Source organism: Pseudomonas sp. GW823-FHT06B06 (assembly GCF_058795195.1).
Genome location: NZ_JBXAHO010000004.1, coordinates 213,365 through 231,146 on the forward strand (window position 1 = coordinate 213,365; position 17,782 = coordinate 231,146).

11 protein-coding genes and 3 pseudogenes are annotated in these 17,782 nt (G+C 49.7%); 4 read left to right on the top strand and 10 right to left on the bottom strand.

The features are described 5' to 3' along the window. Nucleotides 1-11: 11 nt before the first annotated feature. From AC1Q8Q_RS05435 to AC1Q8Q_RS05450, 4 genes are all read right to left on the bottom strand, one after another. Entirely contained in the window at nucleotides 12-2,102 is a 2,091-nt protein-coding gene (locus AC1Q8Q_RS05435; protein WP_135846676.1) for a methyl-accepting chemotaxis protein, read from the bottom strand. Nucleotides 2,103-2,686: 584 nt separating this feature from the next. Further along, nucleotides 2,687-3,643, bottom strand: a complete 957-nt coding sequence (locus AC1Q8Q_RS05440; RefSeq protein ID WP_135846677.1) for a radical SAM protein — start codon at nucleotides 3,641-3,643, stop codon at nucleotides 2,687-2,689. After that, nucleotides 3,633-4,613: an XdhC family protein gene (locus AC1Q8Q_RS05445; RefSeq protein ID WP_046816056.1), complete on the bottom strand. Its 981-nt coding sequence runs from the start codon at nucleotides 4,611-4,613 to the stop codon at nucleotides 3,633-3,635. The genes AC1Q8Q_RS05440 and AC1Q8Q_RS05445 overlap by 11 nt, the downstream gene beginning before the upstream one ends. Before the next feature lie 967 nt (nucleotides 4,614-5,580). Beyond that, nucleotides 5,581-6,048, bottom strand: coding sequence for an FAD-dependent oxidoreductase (locus tag AC1Q8Q_RS05450; RefSeq protein ID WP_327127016.1), 468 nt, complete (start codon nucleotides 6,046-6,048; stop codon nucleotides 5,581-5,583). Here AC1Q8Q_RS05450 and AC1Q8Q_RS05455 point away from each other — a divergent pair. Next, entirely contained in the window at nucleotides 5,929-6,222 is a 294-nt protein-coding gene (locus AC1Q8Q_RS05455) for a hypothetical protein (RefSeq protein WP_135846678.1), read from the top strand. The two genes, AC1Q8Q_RS05450 and AC1Q8Q_RS05455, sit on opposite strands and share 120 nt — an antisense overlap. 312 nt (nucleotides 6,223-6,534) lie before the next feature. Here AC1Q8Q_RS05455 and AC1Q8Q_RS05460 read toward each other — a convergent pair whose 3' ends face one another. Beyond that, entirely contained in the window at nucleotides 6,535-6,753 is a 219-nt protein-coding gene (locus AC1Q8Q_RS05460) for a hypothetical protein (RefSeq protein WP_052760631.1), read from the bottom strand. 106 nt (nucleotides 6,754-6,859) lie between these two features. Here AC1Q8Q_RS05460 and istA point away from each other — a divergent pair. The 3 pseudogenes from istA to AC1Q8Q_RS05475 all read left to right on the top strand — a co-directional run. Continuing rightward, nucleotides 6,860-8,296, top strand: a pseudogene (istA, locus tag AC1Q8Q_RS05465) (IS21 family transposase). Nucleotides 8,297-8,299: 3 nt separating this feature from the next. Then, nucleotides 8,300-9,090 (top strand): annotated as a pseudogene (gene istB / locus AC1Q8Q_RS05470) (IS21-like element helper ATPase IstB). Between the two features lie 215 nt (nucleotides 9,091-9,305). Then, a pseudogene (locus AC1Q8Q_RS05475) lies at nucleotides 9,306-9,434 on the top strand (hypothetical protein); the annotation flags it as partial. A gap of 289 nt (nucleotides 9,435-9,723) precedes the next feature. Here the strand turns inward: AC1Q8Q_RS05475 and AC1Q8Q_RS05480 are convergent. The 5 genes from AC1Q8Q_RS05480 to spmA all read right to left on the bottom strand — a co-directional run bounded on the left by AC1Q8Q_RS05480 (nucleotide 9,724) and on the right by spmA (nucleotide 17,281). Further along, complete coding sequence (locus AC1Q8Q_RS05480; RefSeq protein ID WP_064614984.1) at nucleotides 9,724-10,989, bottom strand: OprD family porin; 1,266 nt, start codon at nucleotides 10,987-10,989, stop codon at nucleotides 9,724-9,726. Nucleotides 10,990-11,483: 494 nt separating this feature from the next. Next, on the bottom strand, nucleotides 11,484-12,818 hold the full coding sequence (locus tag AC1Q8Q_RS05485) for an MFS transporter (RefSeq protein WP_013973875.1): 1,335 nt from the start codon (nucleotides 12,816-12,818) through the stop codon (nucleotides 11,484-11,486). Between the two features lie 112 nt (nucleotides 12,819-12,930). Further along, nucleotides 12,931-14,109, bottom strand: a complete 1,179-nt coding sequence (gene spmC, locus AC1Q8Q_RS05490; RefSeq protein ID WP_013973876.1) for a 3-succinoylpyridine monooxygenase subunit SpmC — start codon at nucleotides 14,107-14,109, stop codon at nucleotides 12,931-12,933. Beyond that, complete coding sequence (gene spmB, locus AC1Q8Q_RS05495) at nucleotides 14,106-14,939, bottom strand: 3-succinoylpyridine monooxygenase subunit SpmB (protein WP_080956996.1); 834 nt, start codon at nucleotides 14,937-14,939, stop codon at nucleotides 14,106-14,108. The genes spmC and spmB overlap by 4 nt, the downstream gene beginning before the upstream one ends. Continuing rightward, the gene (gene spmA / locus AC1Q8Q_RS05500) at nucleotides 14,939-17,281 is read right to left on the bottom strand and encodes a 3-succinoylpyridine monooxygenase subunit SpmA (protein ID WP_046816054.1); all 2,343 of its coding nucleotides are present in this window, start codon (nucleotides 17,279-17,281) and stop codon (nucleotides 14,939-14,941) included. Before spmA ends, spmB begins: the two co-directional genes overlap by 1 nt. Nucleotides 17,282-17,782 lie beyond the last annotated feature (501 nt).

Below are 17,782 nucleotides of genomic sequence, written 5' to 3' on the forward strand. Positions count from 1 at the left end.
CCCAACGCCACTTAATATTTAAACTGCTTTATTAATAGCCTTTGCTGAGTACTCAGCTTAGTAAGCCCCGCACTCACAGAGGCACTGTTCTGCGCCTCTCGCGCCACCTCTGCAGCAGCACTATTAATACTCTCAATGTTCCTGCTAATATCTTCAGCGACCATACTTTGTTCTTCAGCCGCACTAGCGATTTGTAAATTCATATCATTAATAAGCGATACAGCAACCGCTATACTACTTAACGCCGTAGTCGTATCGTCGGAGTGGCGAATGCTCTCATTCATTCGACTACCGCTATGCTCCATAGCCACTACAACCTCTCGAATACCTATATTCAGCTTCTCAACCATAGCGTTGATTTCCAACGTAGAACTTTGAGTCTTCATTGCAAGACTTCTAACTTCGTCCGCAACGACAGCAAAACCCCGACCTTGCTCTCCGGCCCGAGCTGCTTCGATTGCAGCATTTAACGCCAACAAGTTTGTTTGCCCTGCTATAGTCTGAATACTGTGGAGTATTTTGTTGATCTCAGAACTTCCCGCAGCCAGTGCTTGGACCATGTCAGAAGCATGAACCAGATCCTCTTGAAGCTTTTGCGTAGCTAGAGCGCTTGCTAACACAACAGCCTGACCTGACCTTACAGATTGGTCAGCATTGTTTGCTGCATCGGCCGCCCTACCTGCACTTTGAGATACTTCGTGAGCAGTAGCAGCCATTTCCTGGGCCGCCGCCGCGATAAGCTCGACTGCTTCCAGTTGCTTTTCTACTTTGGTCACAGTTACGTCAGAGTTTGCGCGCATAGTGTTCGCAGTATCAGCGATATCCGCAGTAAGCGAAGCAACTTGACCTATCAAAAGCCTAAGCTTGACTAAGAAATTATTGAATCCAGCACCGATTGCACCTAGTTCATCACGACGATCAATGTTCAGAGAGCGTGTCAGGTCCCCCTCACCATCAGCGATATCTGAAAGTCGATTTGCTGCTTGCTTAAGCGGGCGCCCAACTCCTAAGCTGATGAACCACAACAGGCAAACGCCTACCACTGCGACAAATGTACTAATCAACGCCATTGCTCGAAGATCCCGCACGCTATTACTCACCAGTTCCTGCTGCAAATCCCACGCCTGCTTCATGACAACTTCAAGCGGAATTTTCACAAATAACGTCCAAGATAATCCCGAATCAGTGACCTCTAAGGGCATAGACAACTTGACAACCCCAGCTTTTTCATCAACCTCGTAACGTACAAAGTGGTTTTTAGCAGTTTGTAATAAAGAGATATCATCTGGAGAAAGAATATTAGAGGCGAGCTTCCCCATTTCTTCCTCATTAGCTGTGCTTGCCACAATACGATTGTTTGCTGACAGCAAGGTCATGGTTCCTACGCCCTTATAAAGAGCACTATTGCTTTCAACCAACAGACGCTGAATAAACGATAACGGTACGTCGACTCCCGCCACACCAAAGAAAGCATTATCTATGATAATCGGAACCGTAAAAGAGGAAAGTAATTCTTTTTTACCTGACCCCATGTCATATACAGCTGGATCAGTAACACATGGCAACTTTCTTTCTTTAGCGCAAAGATAATATTCACCTTCCCGATCCCCAGTCCCCGTCTTGGTGCGACTATCAACAGAGGGGGCGGCCATAATTTTCACCTGTTGTTTGGCGTCACGGTACCAAGTGGTTAGAAATCTACCTGAGCCATCGTAACCATTTGATACTTCGCCTGAATAAAGCGCATCTTCATTGTCAAATGCTCCAGGTTCCCAAGCAAGGTAGACACTTGACAGGTCCGAGTTCGCAATCAGCATCTCTTTAATCAAGTTGGAAAGATGCTCCCTAGATAAGGTTGCAAGAGGATCACCTGAGGGATTTTTCTTTCCTAGCAAAGAGTTAGTTACGGCGAGATCTTTTGCCACTTGTAGTGATGATTTAAGTTTGGCGCTTATTTCGGTCGCTTTGGATTTTGCAAGATTGGTGAGTTCCGCCTGAGCCTTGTCCGCAGCCAAAATGTTTGTAGCCTTTTTAATCTCCTCGGTATTGGTTTTGCCAAACAAAAAACTTAAGCCTAACAACGTTGCTATAATTAACACCATTGCCACTCCCGACTGAGCGACAAAAAAAGTCTGAACTGATCTAAACTTTATCACCCTTCACCCCCGCACCTTTATGGTAGCCATCGCTTATGTTAGCTGATCACTTCTTCTACAAATCATTACCTATCGGATACGGAATTTTTTTGTCGACACCGAAGAACAAGGAGTAACCTCTATAGCAATGTAGATGAACCCATTAAAATAAATAGGCAATCCATTCTTACGATAGACTCTACAGAGCAATAGAACCGCAATCGAAGCACCAACCATCCAAGTCTAAAGCTTTGAAATAACCACTTGTGAAGGAGACCAGAAGCGAGAAGTTCCGACGCCATCAACTGTTTATCTATAGCAAACGCCTGTAAAAATTGGTCATTCAAATCATTGTGATTCAGATACGTTTTAATCGCTAAGAACTGACGGGGCCTGCTGTATTGAATACGTTGCCGTTGATAGAAACAATGCACATTATAACTTTCGCTCGTTTGCAGTGCGCGTGTTGTCGCGAGCGGTTGAAAAGACTTAAACTAGAGTAAGTTACACCACAAACCGGTCCCGCAAGATTCCTTCTGTCGCTATGTCGATCAACCACCGATTAATTTCATCAACAGAATATCGCCAGTAAGCTCCTGCCTCTGCTTATCCGCCAAGGCACGTTTAGATGACTCTCTAATCGCCGTCAACGCCTCATTCTTGGGTAGATCCAGTAGGCTGCAAAAATAACGGCTGCGACTAAACGAAAGGCATCTATAAAGCCAGCCTGTTGAGGTAAGTCGTAGGCAAGTGCAACTGACGCAGAACGGAGCGCTCTCATTTGCGATTATGCCAAAGCAACCTCGACCAGGGATCTCGGAACGCTGCGTAGTGGCAACCGTCGTACCTGCTAATGGTGCGAAGAAATGCCTCTGCGATACAAGAGCAAGGATCTTTTGCATACCAATGAATTGCTGCGAAAAGGACTCGCAATCGCTCGCTAGATGCCCCATCCGTATTAGCTCGATAAAACGTAGCCCAGCTCCCAGGGCGAGGCAGAAGTCAAGCAGAATTTGCTCGTAGTTATGTCCACGCATAGGGACAATGTTAATCTTTAACTGCAGTCCAGCGCCGAGTGCCTTTTCGATGCCACTGAGCACCTCACTCAAATCCCCTCCACGGGCGATACGACGAAAGTCTCGTGGATTGAGGGTCTCCAGCGAGACGTTGATGCGCTTAATTGCGGCGTCGCGCAACATGCCAACCTTACGAGACAGTAATTGATCATTATTGGTCAGTGACACGCCCTCAAAGTCAAGAGACCCGAGTGCCACTTCCAAGCGATCAAACAGCGGACTGATCGAAGGCTTACCCCCAGCGAGACGCAAGGTACGTAGGTCATGAACCTGCTTAAGGTACTCCACTGCTGTCAAAAATTTTTCAAGCGGCAGAGCACCGTTTTCAGAACGCAAGCGCGCGCAATTGCAGGCACTGATCGAACTTAGCTGGAGGCTGCGAAATCGCCTGCCTCGTATATCTACAATCCGATAGGAAGCCTCAGAGCTCATCGCGCGGCCGTGCCCGGTATACGCGAATAATATCGGCCATCGCAGCCAACGCAATTTCAGCAGGGGTCTTGCTACCCAGCGCCAAACCAACAGGCATATGCAAGCGGGCGATATCCGCCTCACTCAACCCCCCAGAGCGTCGCAGTCGCTGAGCTCGGACTGCTGAAGTGCGTACAGATCCCATAACACCGATATAAAATGCTGGCGTACGTACCGCTTCGATAATGGCAAGGTCGTCAATACGGGGGTCGTGGGTTAATGCCACGACGGCTGTGGCTTGATGACAACCGTTGGCAGCAATGAATTGTGAGGGCAGTTGTTTGCGAACCTCAATGCCAGACACGTTGAAACCTATGTGAGCCTCCTCTCGCGGATCACAGACTATAACCTCAAAACCTAGAGTACGCGCAAAGTCTGCGCAGACCACAGAAACAGGCGAGATACCGGCAATTATAAGACGAATAGATGGACCGAATCGGATCTGCAGAGACATACCATCCGGCCCCTCAATCACGCGAGGACCCAAACCAACATCCTCACTCAAGTGTACTTTACCGTCGCGCAAATCAACGTGGCGAGTCACGCGGAGCTGCCCTCGCAAAGTTGCAAGTAAACACTCCATTTGAGACCAACTTTCAGGGACAGCCGAAAAACGCTCCACCAAAACTTTGAGGATGCCGCCACATGGCAGTGATATCCGTGGACCTTGTGGTCCTGAAGAGTCACCATAGCGCAGAATAGTTGTTGGATGATTAAACTCACCAGCTTGAAGTCGCTCGATAAAATCTTCTTCGACACAACCACCCGACAAGGAACCAATATGCCCGCCATCTCGCCGCGCGACTAACATCGATCCGGGTTCGCGCGGTGACGAGCCAAAAGTACCCAAGACAGTGCACAGCCACACAACCTCCCCCGCAAGAGACCAAGCTAACGCATGCTCAATAACCTGTAGATCAATATGCTGCATAGCTCTGCGCCCCATCTTACTAAATTACCAGTTCGATACTCACCCTACCTCTCCGCGGGAAGACATGTGCTAACAATCAAATATTTAAGCAACATGAAACGGCAACGACGCTCGCAACGCGGCAACACAGCTGCCACCACCTCGACCAGATAACGCACGCAATAGGATGATAAATATGCGCCAATAACTTACTGCACCTACGCCTGACGGTATCAGCAATGTTGTTAGATAGCGCAATCAATGCATCTTTTAATGTTTATGTTTTATCCTCTAGATAAATCTTACCAAAACCTTAATATACCATTTCCTATAAAATCTCTCATCAACTGGAAAGAATCGATATTAATAACTATTGGTATCTGATAACCACTATGACAGACCATGAGAATCTCGAATTGACAATAGATGTCATTTACATTGACTCTACGCGCCAATTAACTGCTACTTATCCTTTTATGCACAGACGCACTCATCTTAAACACTCAAGCTAGATGATATCGGCATCACCGGTACACCGATTCTGCTAAATTACAGGAACCATAACGGGCGCTGCACTGGATCCCCCCCGGGGAGATCGTCACTCCTCAAACTCTACTCGCAACGGCAGTCACCAGATTTAGGGCATGATCACGAAACTCTTGCGCACGGTTTCGCGGATATCCCAGACGCCGTGACAGTTCACAGGAAACAACAATGCGTCACCCACGTGACGTTCAATGGCTGGCCTCCGCCCGGATGAAAATGCAATGACTGGCAATAAAATGACTAAACTCACGCGCCAGCACCTTGCAAAGCCAGCGCTTAGGCGATCACTCCCAGATACCGGCCTGCAGGCCGACTGGCCCCTCTCCAGCATGGGTGTCGGTGCTCATCACAGGTTTGTCGATGGTCACTTACCGGGCCAGCGACAGGAAGGACCAAATCGGCGGTACTCGCTAATACAATCGGTTGCAGCATGACCCTTTCTTTATTCTAACGATTCTTGTCTTCCAGCCCCGCCGACTCCAGGCCAGCGACCGCAGGGTCCAGTCGAACGAGGCTGCGACTGTCCGCTTCTGCCGCCTCCTTGCGCTGCATTGCGCACCATCAATCCGCCGGCAGGGTGGAAACAGTTTCGGTTTACGACCGACCAATCCGCAGTGGCCTCACTCACCTCCAGCCCTAGCGCCAGGCTGGCGAGAATGCGTCCGCCCAGACGGCTCGGCCCCACGCCATTGCCGCTCCAACCAATGCCGTACTCTATGTTCGTCGCTCCCTTCAGGTGACCAACCACCGGAAGGCTATCGAACGTTCGATCGACGGGACCGCACCACGAATGAGTGATCGTCACGTTACTGAGATGCGTATAAGGACGTCGAAAATCCTGTTTGATGTCTTGGCTGAGTTGAATATTATCGTCGTAGCTAGCATATATCCGGCTGCCGTAGCCGATCATCCGGGTGCCTTTACCGAACGCAATTCACCCGTCCTGGGTGGTGCGGTAGTAATCGACCATCAGTTGCGAATCGGTAATGGCCTCCTCGCCTATCCAGCCAATCGCTTCCAAACTTTCGGGAATAGGCGCGATATCGATTATCGTTCCAGTTACTGGCAAGACGGTGCGGCGTAGCGCAGGGGATCGCCGCCGCCAACACGTTGTTCTCCAGCACGACGTTCTAAGTTGTGAGCTGTCCTCTTGTTACCTGCAGCACGGCAGGCTCGCCACGCTCCAGACCAATTAAGGCGTGTTCGCGAAATCTTTGCACCATGCTCCAGCGCCACACGGCGTAGCCCGCGTACCAACCGCGCCGGGCGCGCGGTGGCATTACTGATTTCCAACACGCCTTCCAGATGCATTGGCGAGTGCGACGGGCGATTTCGCGGTTGGACAAGGGCATGGACAGGGCTTCGCCGAGTCGCTGGCAGGTCTGCAAAACGTCCTTCATGCACCCCGCAGGGCATCGCTGGTAGCCGTTGACGACCAGCCAGCCCGTCGGAAGTGAGCGTATATCCCATGGGCCTCGCAGAACTCCTCGATTTCACCAATGGCCGCAGCCGAGCCGCGTGCCAGGCGCACCGCTTCGCCTTCGCTGTTGCCGCTGAGCGAGAACTGACCCAGTAAAGGCTTTTCTGCCGACTGAAAACTGACCCAGGTGTTCAACTGCTCCTGCTCACTTTCCGTGTATGAGAATACGGGGTGATCAGCATGGGAAATGTTGGAAAAAACCCGGCGGATGTACTTCCGCGGCGGGCTCTCGCTGCACTAGATAGCCAAGCGTACCGGGTTGTCGAGAAACACTATCCGAAAATGGATCAAAGCGCCCGAAGCTACTCGGCCAGCGTACCAGCGGTGCTCGACCTTCAACAACCTCAGCCCTTTCCACGACACGTTGGAACAGATGCTGACAGTCGATTCGTTCGGAGCAAAGCACAATCGCAGAAGTGCGAAAGCACTTTTTGAGCAGGTCAACACCGAGGGTTATGAAGGCTGCTATAGGCAGCTCACGGAGTTTGTAAGCTCTTGGCGAGGTGAGCAAGGCAAGTCTTTACGAGCTATTAGCACCGCTGACGTTTGCGCTCGGTGAAGCCTTTCAATTTGACTGGAGCGAAGAAGGGCTGCTGATCGGTGGTCTGTTTCAAAGAAACCAGGTCTCCCACATGAAGCTGTGCGCCAATCGCGCATTCCGGTTGGTTGCGTACCCGCCAAGGTCACGAGATGCTGGTCGATGCCCATATACGCTCGTTCGGAGCGTTAGGTGGCGTGCCGCGTCGCGGCATCTACGACAACCTGAAAACGGTTGACGATGACGTCTATAAAGGCAAGGGCCGCATAGTCAATGCTCGGTTTTCCGGGATACCCGCGCACTACCTGTTCGATCCGGATTTCTGCAACGTAGTCTCTGGATGGGAAAAGGGCATTGTCGAAAATAACGTTTAAGACGGTCGCCGGCGCATTTGGCTTGACACTCAAAACTGCATGCTCCACACCTTTGAGGAACTGAGTGCCTGGCTCGGCCCACGCTGTCGTGCGCCCTAGAAAGAGCTGCTGCATCCGCATTACAACGGGCTGACGGTGGCGGAAGTTTTGGAGCTGGAGCGCGTCGAAATGATGCCGATGCCGACCGCCTTTGATGGCTTCGTAGAGCGCACCGTGAGGGTCTCCAGCACCTGCCTCATCAGTGTCGCACGAAATCGCCACTCGGTGTCTTGTGAGCAAGTCGGCCAGTGAGTGAGCAGCCGTCTTTACACATCCCGGATCGTGGTCATCGCCGATGACATGATGATCGCCAGCCACGAGCGTCTCTTTGATCGAGATCAGGTCAGTTTTGACTGGCAGCATTACATCCCACTCATCGAGCGCAGCCGGGTGCACTGCGCAATGGCGCACCGTTTACCTATCTGCCCCAGCCGTTGCGGCTTTTAAAACGGGACCTGAGACTTCATAGCAACGGTGAACGAATCATGACGCAGGTGCACACTGCCGCGCCCATCGCCGGTCTTGATCCGGTGCTAGTAGCGTAGAACTGGTGCTTGACTCGGGAAGTCTGAGCGCCGATCACATCTTAAATGTTCTCGTCCGGCTCACCGCTACTGCACAGCCGCCTTCCGTAGAAACCAGCCTGCAACTCAGGGTGGGTCCCGTTGCCAACACGGCCCGATCTGACCAATTCCGTACAACAGATGAGGAGAGCCGCAATGCGTGATTGATGGCAGAACTTAAAGAACTGCGTCTACGTGGCATAGCTCAAGCTTGGGAAGAGTTGGCGGCGAAGGGAGAAGCTTCGACGGCATCCTCGAAATGGCTGCTTGAGCATCTACTCCAACAGGAGCAGGCAGATCGCGCCGTGCGCTCTGTGAATCATCAGATGAACGTGCCAAAGCTTCCCATGTACCTTGATTTAGCTAACTTTGACTTCAGCGTTTCTAGGGATGATTGTCTTTCTGGTCAAGGAGTTATCCTACCAGAAGGTTAGGGAGCCAGCGTAAAAATGTGGTCTTCATCGGCCGGCCTTGAACAAGGAAAAGACACCTGACCAGTGCCTTGGTTGTGTCAGGAAAAACGACGCATAAGAACGAGTAGGGTTCTTCTCCACGGTGGTTCTGGTCAATCTGCTGGAGCGTCAAAAGTAAGATGGTAAGGCAGGCCGAATCGCCCAGAAGCTACTTCGCACAAACCTGATGATACTCGATGAGCTTGGGTACTTGCCTTCAGCCAAAATGGTGGCGCATTGTTATTTCACCTGCTTTCCAAGCTGTACGAACACACCAGCGTGGTCATCACCACCAACTCAATTTCTCGGAATGGTCGAGTGTGTTGGCTGACGCCAAGATGACCACAGCGTTACTGGACCAGCTTACACACCACTGCTACATCGTCCAAACGCGCAACGAGCCCTACCGCCTACAACACAGCACCTTGGCAGACCAGACAAAGTTCAAATCGCGTGAACGAAAGCGCAAGAATGCAGAGGATATCGAGGACGACGCACCGTTCTGACCGGCACCATAAATACCCTGCTGCATGCCTACATGCGGTCGGGCTTGATCAGCCTTCAAGCGGAACACGACTGCTAAGCTTATCCACAATTGTTGGGGCAAAAATCAGCAATCCGCCCCGGGTCATTTTTCAATCGGCAGTGTGGGTCAGCTTTCAATCACCGCCTACAGTGTATGCTCCCTAGAGGAGGCTATTGCCTATAGGCCAATGATGCCGATTTTGGTCTGGATGCGACGATCTTTACCTCGAGCCTCGAATCGGCCACGCGTGCGGCCACTGAGATCGACAGGGGCCATGTATGGATCATACGACCCGATCAAAGACAATGTCGCAGCTCCATTTAGGGGTAGAAAAATATCCGGGTTGGGGTGTGAATTAGGTCAGGACGGTATTCATCCCTATACTGACGTAAGACACGTGCATATGCAGTTTAAGCCCACAGAACAAATCGGGTAGTACCCGTACACCCGTCCGGATTTGATCGATAAGCGACTGCGTCGCGTGATCCTTCATACGACGCGCTCACTCCTCCGGTCATACCACCTGCGGACTTATTGACATGGCGGCCACATTCATTAACGCTTCAATCTTACTGCCCGCATTGTAACTCCGATTGCTCCATATGTCAGATCATCAGTAAAGAGACACAGTGTAACTTAGAATCAAACGATTTTCGTCAAAGTCATTTGCGAAGTTGTTACGTACTGTAGCGTTGCGCCATTTCAACATGAGGTTCTTCAAAGGCCCTTGCTGGACAACATAAACTATATCCATATTCCGTTCCCACTCCTTCCCCTCAGCAAGCCCTGTGCCTTGGTCGATGTTAGTACCTCTGATATACCGAGTCATAAATGTCAGGCCCGGTACTCCAACGGAAGCAAAATCGAAATCGTAGCGCGCTTGCCAAGAAAACTCATCTTTACTTGCAAAGTCACCTATCTGAACGTAGTTCACCAAAAAAGCACCTGCACCATTGAGATAGGCGTAGCCAGTGTCCCCACTCATCCTTTGATAACCCAAACCAAGAATGTGACCGCTCAGCGAGTAGGAAAGCATTGCACCGAAAGCCCTATTATCAACATTGCTCCCGCCGTCATCAGTCGAATATGCATAACGAAGATCGGACTTCAGTGACTGATTGGAGGCAATAGGAAGTACGTAGGTCATGTTGATAATATGCTGTTTATAAAGTTTTTCTAGCTCTCCATAGTTGTATGCAGTTGTGAGACCACTATGCCATTTGTAAGACACACCACCAAAACTGAAGTCTTCCCCCTGATTGCCGTTACTACCAAATTTGAAGTTACGCCTACCCCCAACAGAATTTAGACTCAAGTCCTGGAAGTCGCTAGAGTCCTGTTGATTGACCTTTCTAATTTGACCCACATCGAAATTTAGCCCCGCTATTTCCTGGGAGTTAACGTGCCCCCCAAGGAAATTCTGAGGTAAAAGGCGGGAGTCATTTGCAGTTACGGTCGGCAGCCGAGGCATCAAGCCGCCGAGTTTGACCGCTGTTTTGGAAATTTTCGCTTTCAACGTGACGGTTGTCTCTGAATATCCACCAGGACCATCGTCTCCGAATTTACTGGGCAGCAAGTTAGTGCCGGCCCGCTCGTCTGAAGAGTCAAGTTTTAAACCGAGACCAGCATAAGCATCCAAACCGAAGCCGACGGCTCCAGAGGTATATCCGGATTCCGCCTTGAGGATAAATCCCTGCGCCCATTCTTCGCGTTTTGATTGCTGTGCATCCATAGTATCATGCAGATCACGATTAAAGTAAAAGTTGCGCGCTTCGACACTAGCTTTGCTATCTTTTATTAGTTCAGCGCTGGCAATCTGACTTGTAATCAAACCCGGAGTACAGATAGATGTTACGAGTGCCATGGAGTAAGTTTTCATTATTGTTTTCTCCAGAATTATCAGCAGTAAATCAGAGCAAAGAAGTTTAAACAGCTAATTATCATGCAAGCATCGAATCACTTCCATTCACTCAACAACGCCTCCGCTACGACCGCACCCGAAGACCATATCAAACGAATTGAGGAGAGCTGAGGTGAATTGGCGTGGGAGACGCTTATTCATATAAAAAGCACGAAACACCGCATGATACTTCTCTACAACTTCAATATTTCAGAGCATTAAATTATTAACAACCGAAATAGAGAACAAGACACGCCACCAAGCACCACACCCTTTCCTCATAGAGAATAGCGAAACCCTTATGCAAACTGGACTCCATCATTAATCGACACAAAGAGCTTAGTCAAAGAAACTGCCAGGCAACTTGTTTATATTTAAATAAGTGCAAGATAGGACCGAGTGCACCGCCCCATCCTGACTCATCACCATTTCGTACGGGACAGCAACTTAAGTCATTTCAGCACAAGTCACTATTAGTTAACGTCCCGCAAATCAATACCCTTAGTTTCGCGCCAAGTCGCGACGACAGCAGCAGCCACCAGAACTATTGTGATTACGTAAATGTTAAATACCCACCCGCGATCTGATCCAGAAAGCCAAGAGTTTAGATAAGGTGCAGTACCTCCGAAAACCGCTACCCCGATAGACAATGCCCCCCCCATAACACGTGCTCGATATCGAGTGGGAATTTGCTCAGTTATGGTGGCTGGCATTGTTCCCCCTATGCAAGCCACAAGCGCCAACATCCCGCCTTGTGCAACGAATAGCGTCCAGCCCTGATTCGTGATCATGGCCATCGCTGGGAAGGTCAATAACGCAACAGCTACGAAGTAAAACAGGGTGACTGGCTTACGTCCCACGCGGTCAGATACATATCCCCAAAATGGCACCCCGACGATATAGACCACCTGGGCAAGTACTGTAGCCACGAAGGCGTCACCGGGATCCATACCTCGCTGGGTGATGGCAATGACTACTGCATAGCCTGTCCAGATATAAAACGGAATACCCACTCCCGCTTGATAGAAAAAAATTCCAAGTGAACGCTGGAGTATCTTCTTATTTGACCACTCGACCACCCTGGCAGCCCCTGGGCTTACAGGATCAGACTTCTTGGCATAATCTTCTAGGACTTCACTTTCAATCATATTCCTTCGTAAAAAAAGGACAATTACGGTTAGCGTAGCTCCTAAATAGAAGGGGATACGCCAACCCCACATGCTCATATCTTCAGGGGATATAATGTGAGTAAGAAAAGCGCCTACCAATGAAGCCAAGAGACTACCCATACCAGCGAAAAAATACATACTACTGGACCATAAGCCACGCCGCCCTTTAGGTGCAATTTCAGCCAGGTAGGTGTAAGAAGCTGTAGCCTCACCCCCGTGTGCAAAGCCCTGGAGCAATCTGGCAGATAAAATAATAAACGACGCAACACCCCCAATTGATGCATACGATGGTGCAACTGCGATGACAAGGCTGCCGATCCCCATAAGCAGCATCGAGATAAGGAGCACCGCTTTGCGGCCTCGAGAATCCGAAAGGGTGCCAAATACAATCCCGCCTAGCGGCCGTGAAATAAACCCGACAGCGAATATAGCCAACGTTCCTAATAGCGCTGAGGCGGGATCTCTAGGATCAAACATAGCTTTTGCGATATAGGACGCGAAAATCGCGTAAATTGTCCAATCAAACCACTCCAGACAATTTCCAAGACCGGTCGCTATCATCGAGCGCTTCCGTAACACACTCCCGAGTTTATAATCGAACTCAGACCCACCGCTATTCAGTGTAGTTGTAACAGTCATGATGCTGCTCCGCTTCTTATTGGTATTGGTTTCGCAGAAATTTTTTTAGATATTTAGATACCATACCTCCTGCTAAATAGATTTAATCTTCCATAAAATCTACAGAGATTGGTCACTTAGAGTCATTTCTTTTGAAAAGCCCCGCGAACCACGACTTAATGACCGGCCAGATTAGTGATTTCAGCCCTACAGGAAGGTTTCGATTATCTCCTAATGTTCCTTCACGTAAAAGCTGCTCGAGGTTCTCTCCAAACATAATTGCTAGACGCCTAACGGTTTCTGTGACAATTCCACCCCGCCCAAACTGTGCGAGTGCACCTGTTAGTTTCCATGCAAGCCCCACATCAATTATCGAGCCTGTTGAGCCGTCTGTTTTGACAGTCCAGGTAATTCGCCCAGTTACTGTGGAACCAGTTAACGCGTCTCGTCCACCTGCGGTCATCAATCCCTGACGGTTATCATCATCAATTTCATAAGTTCCGGAGCCTGTAAATTGGGCTCTAATAGGACCTAGTGCCATGTGCATCTTACCAGTCACCTCATGATGATCTAAGCTAACTACCTCCGCTCCTGGAATGCAGCTAGCTGCTGTCCTCAAATCTCGCATGACTGCCCAAGCATCATCGGGCGACAGGTCTACCTTTACACTTTGTAGAATCGCATTAGGAAAATCGTCGGAATTGCCATGCGGTTTCGTCTCTGATTGCGGTTGACGTAATGGCTGTTGCTCTGTCAACACCCCAGCTTGAACAATCTCGGGTTCAGAAAGTGTGGCAGGCCCTGCGCTACCGGTTGGTTCTTTTCCTAAACCAACTGCACGAATAGCATCAACAATTCCCGTATAGCCAGTACAGCGGCAAAGGTTACCTGCCAGCTCCATTCGGATCTGCGGCTCCTGAATTTCTCCTAATCTTAGAACCATATCGCGAGCGGTTATTAGCATGCCGGATGTGCAAAAACCACATTGTAACGCATGGTTATCTCGGAACCCCGCCCTCATGCTCTGCATAGTCGGGTCATCGTTGAAACCTTCAATCGTAGTAATCTCTACGTTTTCACAATCTACAGCAAAGGCGATACAGGATCGTTGAGGGGTGCCATCGATAAGAATGGTACAAGCCCCGCACACCCCTTGATCGCACCCAATGTGGGTCCCTGTCAGGCGGAACTTTTCCCGGATGACATCCGCCAGTACATCGCGAGAAGAAACACGCGCGACACACTTTTGACCGTTCACCTTCAATGTAATAGAACGAGTTTCCTGGTCAGATACATCTAGGATATTTATCATCGAGAGAAAGCCTCCAATCGGGCCAATGCCCTTTCGATCATTGTCAAATGAAAACTCAAACTATCAGGTTGAGCGTCAGGTAAACTCGCCCGAATTTCTCGCTGTGCGATACTTAGTATTTCGGTATAATCCTCCGTCGCCAATGCTGAGGATGCCTCTCTTAAAAAGAGAGGCGGACCATCAGTTCCACCAATGAATATACGGTAAATTTTATTACTCGGATCAACAACAATAGCGCAGATCGATTTGGCAAATTCACCTGCTTTGTGGCAGAACTTAACATAAGCCCATCGGGCCTCAACCGAAAGACAAGGTAGTTCTACTGATACCAGTATTTCGTCAACTCCGAGCGCACTTACAAATGGTGCAATCATGAAATTTTCAATAGGAATCTCGCGCTTGCCACTAATACCCTCGACATGGCACCGGGCACCAAGCGCGCTTAAACTACTAAGCCAATCGGCGGCAGGGTCAGCATGACATAGCGACCCGCCTACTGTACCCCGGTTCCGTATTGCACGGTATGCAATACCTTTCGCAACATATGGGAGATAGCCGCATGTCACATCCTTAATTTTACAGTCTTCAATATCTGCATGGGTTGTCGCTGCCCCTACATGAATTGAAGTTTTACTTTCTACAACCGATAACAGCTCTGGCAGCTTTCGGAGGGATACCAAAGCATTTGGGCGAGCCAGCCGTAGGTTCATCATTGGAACCAACGATTGCCCCCCTGCAATTGGTTTCGCTAATCCACCGGAGGCACTAAGGTACTTAATGGCCTCCGCAATCGAGTTAGCCTTTTCATAGACAAATACGGCAGGCCTCATTATCGATCTCCAGCAGCGGTGATTGCCGCTAATATGCGCGACGGACTCATTGGAAGCATACGAAGCGTTGCACCAAGCGGCGATAACGCGTCATTAACTGCGTTGGCAAGAGCAGCAGCGGCTGGGATGGTACCGGACTCTCCGGCCCCTTTTATCCCGAAACTCGTGTGAGGAGATAGATTCGCCATGTGATCTAATTTAAAACGTGGCACCTCCGCAGCGCCCGGAAGAAGGTAGTCGAGAAGCGTCGAGGCAAGAGGTTGGCCATTCTCATCATATGGACTTTCCTCGTACAATGCTGTTCCAATGCCCTGAGCAGCACCACCAATTGTCTGTCCGTCCACGATCATCGGATTAATGCGCTGTCCACAATCTTCTACAATTATATAATCGAGAATACTAACGTGCCCAGTTTCCGTATCGACGCTAACTTTCACAGCATGAGTTCCGTACGCAAAAATACCACTATCTACGGGCACCTTATAACCGTCAGTCACTTCCAAACTGGTGATTGCCTGAGTCAACTGAGGGATTAGATAAGGCCTGTTATAAAAAATATCAGTAATTTCTTCAAAAGCGATGCTTTTAGCTCCCAATGCGGCAACACCGTCGTTTAACTGCACTTCGTCTGGATCCCCGCCGCCCAAGAGCGCTGCTGCTAGTGTACGAATTTTAAGTGTCAAAATTTTGGAAGCCGCATCTATAGCACCTGCACCGATCACAGCAGAGCGAGATGTGAACGAACCTACGGAATGGGGTGTACACTCCGTGTCACCCAGACAAATCCGAATCTTATCCAGGCTAAATCCGGTCGTTGTGGCCGCCACTTGAGCTAGAGCAGTTTCGAGTCCTTGGCCGAAACTTTGCAAGCCAATGTTTACTTTCAATGTTCCATCGGGCCCCACTTTCAACGTTACTTGATCAAACCCAGGAACCACAGGCATTCCCCATGATGCGAAGAAACCTGCACCGTTGGCAGTCTGTTCATAAAATGTCGCGAAACCGATACCCGTGAGGGCTCGTGTGGGTTTTATGCCTGAGCGCGATCGCTCGAGCCTGAACTCGTCGAACCCGATAAGTTGCCTAGCACGACGCAAGCTCTTGCCGTAATCGCCTACGTCAAACATTTTTCCAGTGACATCCTTATAGGGCATTGCGCTGGGCGGCACTAAATTTAACGCTCTAACGTCGCAAGGCTCACGTCCGACGGCATTGGCAACCGCATCAATGAGTGATTCTATTGCGAAGCAGGTCCCCACTCGCGCAATACCGCGGTAAGGACAAAAACTCGGTTTATTTGTAGCGACTACACTTACCCGTGATTGATAATGGGTAATCTGATAGGGACCTGGCAAATTGCTTCTAGCAGAGTATCCTTCTAAAACGGCAGTAAAAGGCCAAGCGGAATACGCGCCGTTGTCGATAAATATGTCAGCGTCCAGCCCGATTAGGCGCCCCTCTGGTGTCGCATAACCAGTTAACTTGTACTTCGCTTGTCTCGTACAGGCCCCTGCTACTAAATGCTCACGCCTATCCTCAACCCAGCGAAAAGGCGATTTATGGGTCAGAGCTAACCATGCGACTGCGATTTCCTCTGGAAGAAGTTGAAGCTTGTAGCCGAACCCCCCCCCAATATCGGGTGGAGCAACCCGAATTTTCGATTCAGAAATTCCTAGAAACTGGGCCATACCAGTGCGAATAGGGTGCGGAATTTGGGTTGACATTATCAAAACTAATTGATCAGCTTCAAAATCCCAATATGCAACTATACCTCGACCTTCGAGCGGATGTATTGTCTGACGGGAGAGTTCAAGTTCTACATCTACGACAATAGGCGCTTCCTCCGTTATGGAAGAAAAATCAACCTCAGTTACCATATGAACAAAGCGATTATCCGTCCACCCCTCGTGCAATAAAGGCGCTCCTATAGAAAGCGCATCTGCAATTGTCGTCACTGCTTTTGACTCGTCTATATCAAGCAGTACGGAATCAACCAGATCTTCAGCTCTAGCACGGTTTGATGCCACGCATAGAGCGACAGGCTCACCCACAAAACGCACGCGATCTGCCGCTAGCACTGGACACTCGCTGTGCTGAAAACCCGGCGTAGTGACAGGTGTAGTAATGGGCCTTACGCCAACAAGATCTGCATGAGTGAATACTTGGTTCTCGGCCCCCTCGGGCTTACCAATCCCGCGAATAGTGCCGTGCGCAACTGGGCTTCGGACGAAGGCAACCTCAAGCATTCCAGGTAGCTTTATGTCCGCGACGAAGCGCCCTCGACCGTGAAGATGACGTTCATCCTCTCTTCTAGTCACTCTGGATCCAACGAAGTTTGTCATCTGGGCTAAATCTCCTGCAATGCAATGAAGCTCATTGGGGCATCCAAGCCTGAGGACCCCCATTTATTATATGTACGACGGTATAATTAGTGCCGTAATCTGTCAAGCACTGACCAGATCCGCCACTGCCGACCTTCCCTCAACTCAAGACGTGGCGGGATGGGACTGGGTGGGATGCCGTGGAACACTCGACTTCAACCACCCTAGCGAACACCTATCAGTCCCAGCCAACCGGAAGCACTTCTGTACCAAGACAGCGGTGCGTATATGCACCGTGGTCGATGATGATGGTCTGGATGACGTCAACCACTGGATCCGGACATTGAATTCCGCGATTCCTGTACGTGCTCGGTTGACCACTATCGAAATATCTTCGCCATAAATTTGATCACCGACTGGCAGTCTGAAAAAAACCTAGTTGGCGCGTGTTGGCATAAAAAAAAACATTAGCGCATTAATAGAGTTTAATATCGTTTTTATATTACGCCCTCATGAATTAAA

What these genes read in the sequence shown, in the direction of transcription:
- AC1Q8Q_RS05435 (WP_135846676.1), bottom strand. Translation starts at nt 2,102, where the DNA reads ATGGTGTTAATTATAGCAACGTTGTTAGGCTTAAGTTTTTTGTTTGGC.
- AC1Q8Q_RS05440 (WP_135846677.1), bottom strand. Translation starts at nt 3,643, where the DNA reads ATGAGCTCTGAGGCTTCCTATCGGATTGTAGATATACGAGGCAGGCGA.
- AC1Q8Q_RS05445 (WP_046816056.1), bottom strand. Translation starts at nt 4,613, where the DNA reads ATGCAGCATATTGATCTACAGGTTATTGAGCATGCGTTAGCTTGGTCT.
- AC1Q8Q_RS05455 (WP_135846678.1), top strand. Translation starts at nt 5,929, where the DNA reads ATGAGTGATCGTCACGTTACTGAGATGCGTATAAGGACGTCGAAAATC.
- AC1Q8Q_RS05450 (WP_327127016.1), bottom strand. Translation starts at nt 6,048, where the DNA reads ATGATCGGCTACGGCAGCCGGATATATGCTAGCTACGACGATAATATT.
- AC1Q8Q_RS05480 (WP_064614984.1), bottom strand. Translation starts at nt 10,989, where the DNA reads ATGAAAACTTACTCCATGGCACTCGTAACATCTATCTGTACTCCGGGT.
- AC1Q8Q_RS05485 (WP_013973875.1), bottom strand. Translation starts at nt 12,818, where the DNA reads ATGACTGTTACAACTACACTGAATAGCGGTGGGTCTGAGTTCGATTAT.
- spmC (WP_013973876.1), bottom strand. Translation starts at nt 14,109, where the DNA reads ATGATAAATATCCTAGATGTATCTGACCAGGAAACTCGTTCTATTACA.
- spmB (WP_080956996.1), bottom strand. Translation starts at nt 14,939, where the DNA reads ATGAGGCCTGCCGTATTTGTCTATGAAAAGGCTAACTCGATTGCGGAG.
- spmA (WP_046816054.1), bottom strand. Translation starts at nt 17,281, where the DNA reads ATGACAAACTTCGTTGGATCCAGAGTGACTAGAAGAGAGGATGAACGT.